This window comes from Paraburkholderia sp. XV, from assembly GCF_020177535.1.
Taxonomy (GTDB): Bacteria; Pseudomonadota; Gammaproteobacteria; order Burkholderiales; family Burkholderiaceae; genus Paraburkholderia; species Paraburkholderia caribensis.
In genome coordinates, this window is record NZ_JAGUUD010000186.1 from 1 (window position 1) to 10,362 (window position 10,362).

At 63.5% G+C, this 10,362-nt stretch carries 11 protein-coding genes; 10 read left to right on the forward strand and 1 reads right to left on the reverse strand.

Features of this window, described 5'->3' with window-relative positions; translation table 11 throughout:
- Positions 1-153 precede the first annotated feature (153 nt).
- On the reverse strand, positions 154-945 hold the full coding sequence (locus tag KFO72_RS39885) for an IclR family transcriptional regulator (protein ID WP_054933382.1): 792 nt from the start codon (positions 943-945) through the stop codon (positions 154-156).
- Positions 946-1,214: 269 nt separating this feature from the next.
- Here KFO72_RS39885 and KFO72_RS39890 point away from each other — a divergent pair, with 269 nt between their 5' ends.
- The 10 genes from KFO72_RS39890 to KFO72_RS39935 all read left to right on the forward strand — a co-directional run.
- On the forward strand, positions 1,215-2,261 hold the full coding sequence (locus KFO72_RS39890) for a sugar ABC transporter substrate-binding protein (protein WP_225034379.1): 1,047 nt from the start codon (positions 1,215-1,217) through the stop codon (positions 2,259-2,261).
- A 20-nt stretch (positions 2,262-2,281) separates the two neighbouring features.
- Positions 2,282-3,808 (forward strand): sugar ABC transporter ATP-binding protein, encoded by a 1,527-nt coding sequence (locus KFO72_RS39895; RefSeq protein ID WP_107204306.1) that lies wholly within the window; start codon positions 2,282-2,284, stop codon positions 3,806-3,808.
- Entirely contained in the window at positions 3,798-4,832 is a 1,035-nt protein-coding gene (locus KFO72_RS39900; protein ID WP_412101830.1) for an ABC transporter permease, read from the forward strand. Before KFO72_RS39895 ends, KFO72_RS39900 begins: the two co-directional genes overlap by 11 nt.
- Before the next feature lies 1 nt (position 4,833).
- On the forward strand, positions 4,834-5,142 hold the full coding sequence (locus tag KFO72_RS39905) for a UxaA family hydrolase (RefSeq protein ID WP_054933386.1): 309 nt from the start codon (positions 4,834-4,836) through the stop codon (positions 5,140-5,142).
- Positions 5,143-5,158: 16 nt separating this feature from the next.
- Positions 5,159-6,478, forward strand: coding sequence for a UxaA family hydrolase (locus KFO72_RS39910; protein WP_225034380.1), 1,320 nt, complete (start codon positions 5,159-5,161; stop codon positions 6,476-6,478).
- Between the two features lie 41 nt (positions 6,479-6,519).
- Complete coding sequence (locus tag KFO72_RS39915) at positions 6,520-7,560, forward strand: aldo/keto reductase (protein WP_225034387.1); 1,041 nt, start codon at positions 6,520-6,522, stop codon at positions 7,558-7,560.
- Between the two features lie 16 nt (positions 7,561-7,576).
- On the forward strand, positions 7,577-8,407 hold the full coding sequence (locus KFO72_RS39920; protein ID WP_225034381.1) for an amidohydrolase family protein: 831 nt from the start codon (positions 7,577-7,579) through the stop codon (positions 8,405-8,407).
- 88 nt (positions 8,408-8,495) lie between these two features.
- Complete coding sequence (locus KFO72_RS39925) at positions 8,496-9,239, forward strand: SDR family oxidoreductase (protein WP_224100069.1); 744 nt, start codon at positions 8,496-8,498, stop codon at positions 9,237-9,239.
- A 74-nt stretch (positions 9,240-9,313) separates the two neighbouring features.
- A complete protein-coding gene (locus KFO72_RS39930; protein ID WP_225034382.1) occupies positions 9,314-10,162 on the forward strand; it encodes an ureidoglycolate lyase in 849 nt (282 codons plus the stop codon).
- The coding region (locus tag KFO72_RS39935; RefSeq protein WP_225034384.1) for a hypothetical protein at positions 10,159-10,362 on the forward strand (204 nt) is incomplete at its 3' end. The genes KFO72_RS39930 and KFO72_RS39935, both read left to right, overlap by 4 nt.

Sequence of the window (10,362 nt, forward strand, 5' to 3'; positions counted from 1 at the left end):
GGTGCCGCCCCGCACAGGGGCGACGCGTGAAGCACGCTAACAATTCGCGGATGCCCGCGAAAGCGAAAGCGAAAGCAAAAGCAAAAGCAAAACGCCGATGCCAGCGCAAACCCCAATCAGGCTGCGCCAAAAAACCACAACAACAAAAAACCGCTACCTCACCTCAGGCCCCGCAAACATCGACAACCCCTGCACAATCTCCCGCAACATCTGCGTAACCTGATCCAGCGAAGGCGCCACATACTCATCAATCCGCTTAAGAAAAGGACAAGTCATCGCAGCAATCGCCTGCCCTGACGCCGTCAGCACAGGAAAAGTCAAATCGGTGACACCAAAAATCTGCTGACTGTCCTTCTGCGAAAACCCAGCCGCGCGAATAGCCTCGCACGCGCCTTCGAGCGCGCCATGATCGATCGTCACCTCGCCTTTGACCTTGGTGTGCTCGGCGAGCATATGCGCCCGCTGCTCAGGCGTCTGAAAAGCCAGCATCGTGCGCCCCGAACTCGTATCGATCAGCCCCACCCGCGACCCGAGCCGCACCGAAATACCCCACGTGCCAGGTCCATCCACCTGCGCAATCACCAGCAGATTGCCACGGTCGTAGACAGCAAGATGACACGACTGCTCAGCATCGGCAGCAAAACGCTGCATCAACGGTAAAGCCTCGGAAATCAACCGGTTCATCGGCGGATGCCGATGCGCAAGCGCATACAACTTCAGACTCAGCGAATACCGGTCGCCACCCGCCGATCGCACCACGTACTGACGCGCCACCAGCCGCTCCAGCATCCGGTACATCTCGCTCGCATTCCGCCCCAGCAGCTTCGTGATCTCGGCACGCGTCAAGCCGCTCTTCTGCTCGGCAAGCAGTTCGAGTATGTCCAGACCCTTGTCCAGCGCAGGCGCGCGATATCGGTCTGCGTCGTCCTTGTCTTCTACATCCATCGTCGGCAGTCGGTTCGTGTTTGACGTTCGCATTTGATTATCGGCTGTCAGAGGACGGGCACACAGGGCGCACAGCTCCAGGGAAAACACCCACGCACGGCACGTTGACTTGTCAATATTCGTATATGAATAATACGTTCATTGGTGAATGAATGCACCAATGCCCATAAGAAAGTGAAAGGTCGATGTACCCGGTTCGCCGGTTCCTCTTCCCACAACGCAGACGGAAGCAGGCTTGAAAGCCGCTCCCATCGACACAGGAGACAAGCATGGGTTTCGCCAGGGAGCCGCGCGCGGCTCGCCGTTTCGTTCAGAACGCGTTGACGGCCGCCGTGGCCGCGACGTGCATCGCAGGCATCACGTTCAGCGCGGCCGCGCAGGCCGACACGGCCAAGGTCGGTCTCGGCCTGCCGCTTCTCACGTCGCCGTTCTGGCAGTCGTACAACAACTATCTGCCGAAGTACGCGAAGGAAATGGGCATCGACATCCTCGCGCCCGTCAATTCGAACAACGACCCCGCGCAGCAGATCACCGACATGAACAACATGGTGAATCTCGGCGCCAGGGGCATCGTCGTCGGGCCGATCGATTCGGCGGCGATCAGCCGCGCACTCGATTCGGCATCGGCGAAGAATGTCGCCGTGGTCGCCGTCGACGTCGCGCCGACGCAAGGCAAGGTCGCGATGGTCGTGCGCGCCGACAACCGCGCGTACGGCACGAATGCGTGCAAGTACATCGGCGAGCATGTGAAGTCCGGCAAGGTCGTGCAGATCATGGGCGATCTGGCGTCCGTCAACGGACGCGACCGTTCGGAAGCCTTCCGCGCGTGCCTGAAGAACTACCCGGCGCTGTCGCTGCTGGAGATTCCGGCGGGCTGGAAGGGCGATGTCGCGGCGAGTTCGCTGGATAGCCTGTTGACCGCGAATCCCGATGTGAAGGCGATCTACATGCAGGCGGGCGGCGTCTATCTGTCGCCAACTTTGCAGACGTTGCGCCGCAAGCAGATGCTGTTTCCCGCAGGCGATGCGAAGCACGTCGTGATCGTCAGCAACGACGGTATCCCGCAAGAGTTCGACGCGATCCGCAAGGGCGAAATCGACGCGACCATTTCGCAGCCCGCCGATCTCTACGCGAAGTACGGTCTTTACTACATGAAGGCCGCGCTCGCCGGGCAGACGTTCAAGCCGGGTCCGACCGATCACGGCAGCAACATCGTGCAGTTGCAGCCGGGAGTGCTCGAAGACCAGCTGCCCGCGCCGCTCGTGACGAAGGCGAATGTCGACGACAAGAACCTCTGGGGCAACACGCTCAAGTGAGCACTTAAGTGAGCGAGCAAATGACCCACGACGCGAACGCATCCACGCGCGCGGTCGTCGAGGCGCTTGGGGTAGGCAAGCGCTTCGGCAGCCACGCGGCGCTGAGGGACGTCAGCATGCGCGTGCTGCCCGGCGAGTCGCATGCGCTCGTCGGGCGCAACGGCGCGGGGAAATCGACGCTGGTGTCGATTCTCACCGGCCTGCGCAAGTCCGACACGGGCGAAGTTCGATTCGGCGGCGAGCTTGCGCCGCCCATCGCCGACCGCGACGCGTGGCGCGAGCGCGTCGCGTGCGTCTATCAGCACTCGACGATCATCCGCGAGCTGTCCGTCGCGGAGAATCTGTTCATCAACCGGCAGCAGACGCGCAACGGCGTGATCGACTGGCGCGCGATGCGCCGCGATGCGCGCGCGCTGCTCGATCACTGGAAGATCGATGTGCGCGAAGACGCACGGGCGGGCGATCTCACCGTCGAAGCGCGGCAGCTCGTCGAGATCGCGCGGGCGCTGTCGTACGGCGCGCGCTTCATCATTCTCGATGAACCAACGGCTCAGCTCGACGGCGATGAAATCAAGCGGCTCTTCCGGCGCATCGAGGAGTTGCAGCGCGAAGGCGTGACGTTCCTGTTCATCTCGCATCACTTGCAGGAGGTGTACGAGATTTGCCAGGCCGTCACCGTGTTGCGCGATGCGCGGCATATCGTCAGCGCGCCTGTGTCGGCGTTGCCGCGCGAGCAGCTGATCGAAGCGATGACAGGCGAGCGCGGCGGCCTCAATGTCACCGACGCGGCTTCGCGCTCGCCATTGCCCGCCGATACAGTCATCGCGTTGCAGGTCGAAGCGCTCACGGGCGCGGACTACGAAGACGTCACCTTCGCCGTGAAGCGCGGCGAAGTCGTGGGACTCACGGGTGCGACGAGCAGCGGACGCACGAGCGTCGCCGAAGCAATAGCCGGGTTGCGCAAGCCGCAGCGCGGCGGCATTCGCGTCGACGGCGAAGCGTTGCCGCCCGGCGACGTGCCCGCAGCATTGAAGCGCGGCATCGGCTGCGTGCCGAAGGACCGTCATCACGAAGGGCTGGTGCTCACGCAATCGGTAGCGGAAAACGCGTCGATGACCATTGCGCGCATGCTCGGCAAGTTCGGCATCGCGCCGCCCGCGAAGAAGAACGCATTCGGCAAGAAGATGATCGACGCGCTCGGCATCGCTACGCAGGGGCCGGAGCAAGCGGTGTCGGGTCTGTCAGGCGGCAATCAGCAGAAGGTCGTGATGGCCCGCGCATTGGCAACCGATCCCGACGTGCTCGTGCTGATCGATCCGACGGCGGGCGTCGACGTGAAATCGAAAGAAGCGCTGCTGTCCGTTGTCGATCGCGTGCGCGAAGCGGGCAAGTCGGTGATCGTCGCATCGGGCGAACTCGACGATCTGCGTGTCTGCGACCGCGTGCTCGTGATGTTCCGTGGCCGCATCGCGGCCGAGTTTCCGGCAGGTTGGGAAGACCACGACCTGATCGCATCCGTTGAAGGAGTCAGTCTCCATGAAGAATAGTGTGCCTGCGTTTGCATCGGCTCAATCGGCTCAAGGGATGGGCGCGAGCGCCGCGCGTCCTCGCATCGAGTTCGCGCGTCTGCGCGATCTCGCACTGGTGCCCGCGCTCGCGTTGCTGATCGTGATCGGCGCTTTCGTCAGCCCGAGCTTTCTGACGAAGGCGAATCTGATCAGCGTGCTGGGCGCGTCGGCGGCATTGGCGCTCGTCGTGCTCGCCGAATCGCTGATCGTGCTGACGGGCAAGTTCGATCTTTCGCTCGAATCGACGGTCGGCATCGCGCCCGCTGTCGGCGCGATGCTCGTGATGCCCGCGGCGTCGGCGGGTTTCGGGTTCGAATGGCCGGCTGCGGCGGGCCTGCTCGCGATCCTCGTGGTCGGCGCGCTGATCGGCTTCATCAACGGCTTTCTGGTCGTGCGGCTGCGCCTGAACGCCTTCATCGTCACGCTCGCGATGCTGATCGTGCTGCGCGGCATGCTGGTCGGCGCGACGAAGGGCGGCACGCTGTTCGACATGCCGCCGTCGTTCTTCGAACTCGCGACCACGATCGTGCTCGGCTTGCCCCTCTCGGTGTGGCTGGCGGCTGCGGCGTTCGGCATCGCCGCGTTCATGCTGCGTTATCACCGGCTGGGCCGCGCGCTGTATGCGATCGGCGGCAATCCGGAAGCGGCGCGCGCGGCGGGCATTCGTGTCGAGCGCATCACGTGGGGCGTATTCGTGCTCGGCAGCGTGCTCGCTTCGATTGGCGGCCTCGTCGTCACGGGCTATGTCGGCGCGATCAACGCGAACCAGGGGAACGGCATGATCTTCACCGTGTTCGCAGCGGCCGTGATCGGCGGCATTTCGCTCGATGGCGGCAAGGGCACGATGATCGGCGCGCTGTCCGGCGTGCTGCTGCTCGGTGTCGTGCAGAACCTGTTGACGCTCGCGCAGGTGCCGTCGTTCTGGATTCAGGCGATCTACGGCGCGATCATTCTCGGCTCGCTGATGGTGGCGCGCCTTGCCAGCGGCGAAGGACAAAACTGATATGACCGATCAACGCCTGATTCTGCTGAGTCCCGAAGACAACTGCCTGATCGCTGGCGCACGGCTCGAAGCCGGCACGCAGATCGAGATCGAAGGTGAGCATGTGACGCTCGCGAAAACGATCGAGCTCGGGCACAAGGTCGCGCGCCGGGCACTGCGCAGCGAAGAGAAGGTACTGCGTTACGGCGCGGTGATCGGCCACGTGACGACGGACGTCGCGCGCGGCGAGCATCTGCATACGCACAACCTCGAAAGCGATTACCTGCCCACTTATACGCACGACGCAGGCCACGCATTCGTCCATCACTGACGCGGGCCCATAGAACATGACCGACATTTCCGTAGCAAATACCGCGCAATCAGCCGTGCCGCCCATGCTGCAAGGGTATCTGCGCAGCGATGGACGCAAGGGCATCCGCAACGTGGTCGCCGTCGCCTATCTGGTCGAATGCGCGCATCACGTGGCGCGCGAGATCGTTGCGCAGTTCCGCCCTTCGTTCGATGCGTTCGACGATCCTTCCGCCGGGCAGGAAGCGCCCGTCCATCTGATCGGCTTTCCCGGCTGCTATCCGAACAGCTACGCCGAAAAGATGATGGAGCGGCTGACGACGCATCCGAATGTCGGCGCGGTGCTGTTCGTGTCGCTGGGTTGCGAGAGCATGAACAAGCATTACCTCGTCGATGTGGTGCGCGCGAGCGGTCGCCCGGTGCACGTGCTGACGATCCAGGAAAAAGGCGGCACGCGCAGCACGATTCAATATGGCGTCGACTGGGTGCGCGAAGCGCGCGGCGAACTCGCGAAGCAGAAGAAAGTGCCCATGGCGCTGTCTGAACTCGTGATCGGCACGATCTGCGGCGGCTCGGACGGCACGAGCGGCATCACGGCGAATCCCGCCGTGGGCCGCGCATTCGATCACTTTATCGAGGACGACGCGACCTGCATCTTCGAGGAGACGGGCGAACTGGTCGGCTGCGAGTTTCATATGAAAAGCCGCGCGGCGCGCGACGATCTCGGCGATGAAATCGTTGCATGCGTCGCGAAGGCCGCGCGCTATTACTCGATACTCGGCCACGGCAGCTTCGCTGTCGGCAACGCGGACGGCGGACTGACGACGCAGGAAGAGAAGTCGCTCGGCGCGTATGCGAAGAGCGGCGCGTCGCCGATCGTCGGCATTGTGAAGCCCGGCGATGTGCCGCCCACGGGCGGCCTCTATCTGCTCGACGTCGTGCCGGACGGCGAGCCGCGCTTCGGCTTTCCGAACATCAGCGACAACGCCGAGATCGCGGAACTGATCGCGTGCGGCGCGCATGTGATCTTGTTTACGACGGGGCGCGGCTCCGTGGTCGGCTCGGCGATTTCGCCCGTCATCAAGGTCTGCGCGAATCCGCATACTTACCGCAACCTGTCCGGCGACATGGATGTCGACGCAGGGCGTATCCTTGAAGGCCGCGCGACGCTCGACGAAGTGGGCCGCGAAGTGTTCGACGTCACGCTCGCCGTCGCGCAGGGCGCGGCGTCGAAATCGGAGTCGCTCGGGCATCAGGAGTTTATCCTTACGTACAAGACGTTCGAGCCCGTCGGGCCGGCGTGCCTGCCGTCGAATGCGGCGCTGCCGCATCGGGTGGTCAGCGTGGCCGCGCAGTGAGCGCTGCGGTGAGCCAAATTGAAAACATGGAGAGCGAGACGATGACGGACGCGGCGGGTTCAAACGTGCGCAAGCGGCGCCGCATTGGCGGGCGCGCACTCGAAGTCACGGGTCTCGGGCTGGGCACGGCGCCGCTCGGCGGACTGTATCGCGACCTGTCCGATGAAGAAGCGTCCGGCGCGGTTCAGGCCGCATGGGACGCGGGCGTGCGTTTCTTCGACACGGCGCCGCACTATGGGCACACCAAAGCGGAGCATCGCCTGGGCGACGCGCTGCGGCGCTATCCGCGCAGCGAGTTCGTGCTGTCCACCAAGGTGGGCCGTCACTTCGTGCCGCGCAAGCATCCGTATGACGGCAGCGAAGGCTGGCAAAACCCGCTGCCGTTCGAAGCGATCTACGACTACACGCACGACGGCATTCTGCGTTCGTTCGAAGACAGCCAGCAGCGCATGGGCATCGTCGATATCGACATTCTGCTCGTGCACGATATCGGCGTCGTCACGCATGGCGAGCGCAACGCGCATTACTGGCAGCAGCTCACGCAAGGCGGCGGCTTTCGCGCGCTCGACGATCTGCGTTCGCAAGGCGCTGTGAAAGCCGTCGGTCTCGGCGTCAACGAAAGCGCGGCGATACTCGACGCGATCCGCGAATTCGACATTGATTGCGCGTTGCTCGCGGGCCGCTACACGCTGCTCGAACAGGCGACGCTCGACGACCTGCTGCCCGAATGCGAGCAGCGCAACGTCAGCATTCTGCTGGGCGGCGCGTTCAATTCGGGGATACTCGCGCGTGGCGTCGAAGGCGATCTGAAGTTCAACTATGGCGAGGCGCCGAAGCAGGTGATCGAGCGCGTCGCGCGTCTGGAAGCGGTGTGCAAGCTGCATGGCGTGCCGCTGGCTGCCGCCGCGTTGCAGTTCCCGTATGCGCATCCTGCCGTCGCGACCGTGCTGACGGGCGCGCGCAATGCGGGCGAACTGCGCGAGAATGTGGCTTCGTTCGACAAGCCGATTCCCGCCGAACTCTGGCAGGCACTGCGCGACGAAGGCTTGCTCGATCCACGCGCGCCCGTGCCGAAGGACTAGCGGTTCGATCAACATCATGCAAATCGACGCACACCAGCATTACTGGAACCCCGAGCGCGGCGACTACGGCTGGCTCACGCCCGATCTCGCGCCGCTCTACCGTACATTCAGTCCCGGCGATCTCGCGCCGCTGCGCGAACGCGCGGGCGTGTCGCGCACGGTCGTCGTGCAGGCCGCGCCGACGGTCGACGAGACGCGCTATCTGCTCGATCTCGCGCGCAATGACACGTCGATTGCGGGCGTTGTCGGCTGGGTGCCGATGCTCGATGCCAACGCGCCCGCACTGATCGCCGAACTCGCGCGCGATCCGAAGTTCAAGGGCGTGCGGCCGATGCTGCAAGACCTGCCCGACGACAACTGGATCGCCAACCCCGCACTGAAGCCCGCCGTCGATGCGTTGATCGCCCACGACCTCGCATTCGATGCGCTGATCTTCACGCGTCACGTCGATGCATTGGCCGCGTTCATCGAGCGCTTTGCGCAACTGCGCGTCGTGGTCGATCACGGCGCGAAGCCGCCGATCCGCGACGGCAGCGCGGGCTGGCACGCATGGGCCGAGGGCATCGCCCGGCTGGCGCAACTGCCGCATGTGCATTGCAAGTTGTCGGGCCTCGCGACGGAAGCCGCGCAAGGCTGGACGGAAGCGACGTTGCGTCCATACGTCGATCATCTGCTTGCCGCGTTCGGGCCGAAGCGCCTGATGTGGGGCAGCGACTGGCCGGTGCTGAATCTGAACGGCGACTATCTGCTGTGGCATTCCATTGCGACAGAGCTGCTCGCGTCGCGCTCCGATGCTGAACGCGATGCGGTGTTCGGCGGCAATGCGGCGGCGTTCTACCGGCTGTGACGGTTCAACGGGAATTCCACATTCGCGCCGGTGAGCAGCCGTTGCAATACCCGGTATGACTCAAACGCCAATCCAACGGGAGCCTTAAATGGTACAAAGACTGGCCGGCAAGACGGCTTTGATCACGGCAGCGGGACAGGGCATCGGCCTTGCGACGGCCGAGCTTTTCGCGCGTGAAGGCGCGCGCGTCATCGCCACCGACATCCGCATCGACGCGCTCAAGGACAAGCCCGTCGAAGCGCGCCAGCTCGATGTGCTCGACGGTGCGGCGATCAAGGCGCTGGCGCACGAGCTCGGTCCTATCGACGTACTGTTCAATTGCGCGGGCTACGTGCATGCGGGCTCGATTCTCGAAGCGAGCGAGGAAGACTGGGACTTCGCCTTCGATCTCAACGCGAAGGCGATGTACCGGATGATCCGCGCGTTTTTGCCCGCGATGCTGGAGAAGGGCGGCGGGTCGATCATCAACATGTCGTCGGCGGCGTCGAGTGTGAAGGGCGTGCCGAACCGGTTTGTGTATGGCGCATCGAAAGCGGCTGTGATCGGTTTGACGAAGGCTGTCGCTGCCGATTTCGTTACGCGCGGTGTGCGCTGCAACGCGATCTGTCCGGGCACGGTACACTCGCCTTCGCTCGAACAGCGGATCGCCGAGCAGGCGAAGGCGCAGGGTGCGACGGTCGAAGCGGTGCACGCCGCGTTCGTCGCGCGCCAGCCGATGGGCCGTGTCGGGAAGCCGGAGGAGATTGCGGCGCTGGCGTTGTATCTGGCGTCGGACGAGTCGGGCTTCACGACGGGCCAGGCGCATGTGATCGACGGTGGCTGGTCGAACTGAGCCACGCAGCGCGTGCATGAGGCGCTGACCACGTTTATGAACCACGGAATCACTGAACAGAGGAAACTGCAGCGATGAAACTGCTTCGTTATGGACCGAAGGGCCAGGAAAAGCCGGGCTTGCTTGATGCGCAAGGCAAGATTCGCGATCTGTCGAAAGTGGTGGGCGATATTGACGGCGGCACGTTGACGGATGCTGCGCTTGACGGATTGCGGGCGATCGATCCGGCGTCGCTGCCGGTTGTCGAAGGCAATCCGCGCATTGGGCCGTGTGTCGGCAAGATCGGCAAGTTCGTGTGTATCGGGCTGAACTATGCGGACCATGCTGCCGAGTCGAATCTGCCTGTGCCGAGCGAGCCTGTTGTCTTCAACAAGTGGACTAGCGCGATCGTTGGGCCGAACGACGGGATTGAAATTCCGCGCGGCTCGAAGAAGACCGATTGGGAAGTGGAACTGGGTGTGGTGATCGGCAAGGAGGCGAAGTATGTCGACGAGGCGAACGCGCTCGACTATGTGGCGGGTTATTGCGTGATCAACGACGTGTCCGAGCGCGAGTGGCAGATCGAGCGCGCTGGGCAGTGGGACAAGGGCAAGGGGTTCGATACGTTTGGGCCGATCGGGCCTTGGGTTGTTACGCGTGATGAGGTTGCGGATCCGCAGAATCTGAAGCTTTGGCTCGAGGTGGATGGGCATCGTTATCAGAATGGCAGCACCAGGACCATGGTGTTTGGTGTTGCGAAGCTTGTTTCTTATCTGTCGCAGTGTATGAGCTTGCAGCCGGGGGATGTGATTTCTACGGGCACGCCGCCCGGGGTTGGGATGGGCGTGAAGCCCGAGGCTGTTTATTTGAAGCCGGGGCAGACTGTGAGGCTCGGGATTGAGGGGCTCGGCGAGCAGCAGCAGAAGACTTATGCGGCGGAGTGATTGAGGAGTTGCTGGTCGGGGTTTTTGGTTTTTGGTTTTTTGCTTTTGCTTTTGCTTTTGCTTTGGCTTTTGCTGGCATCCGCGTTTTGTTATCGCGCTTCAGGCGTCGCCGGTCGGTGGATTGGGCCTTTGCGCTGGTCTTTTGCGCGGGCATCCGCGATGCGTTATCTAGCTTCAGGCGTCGCCCCTGTGCGGGGCGG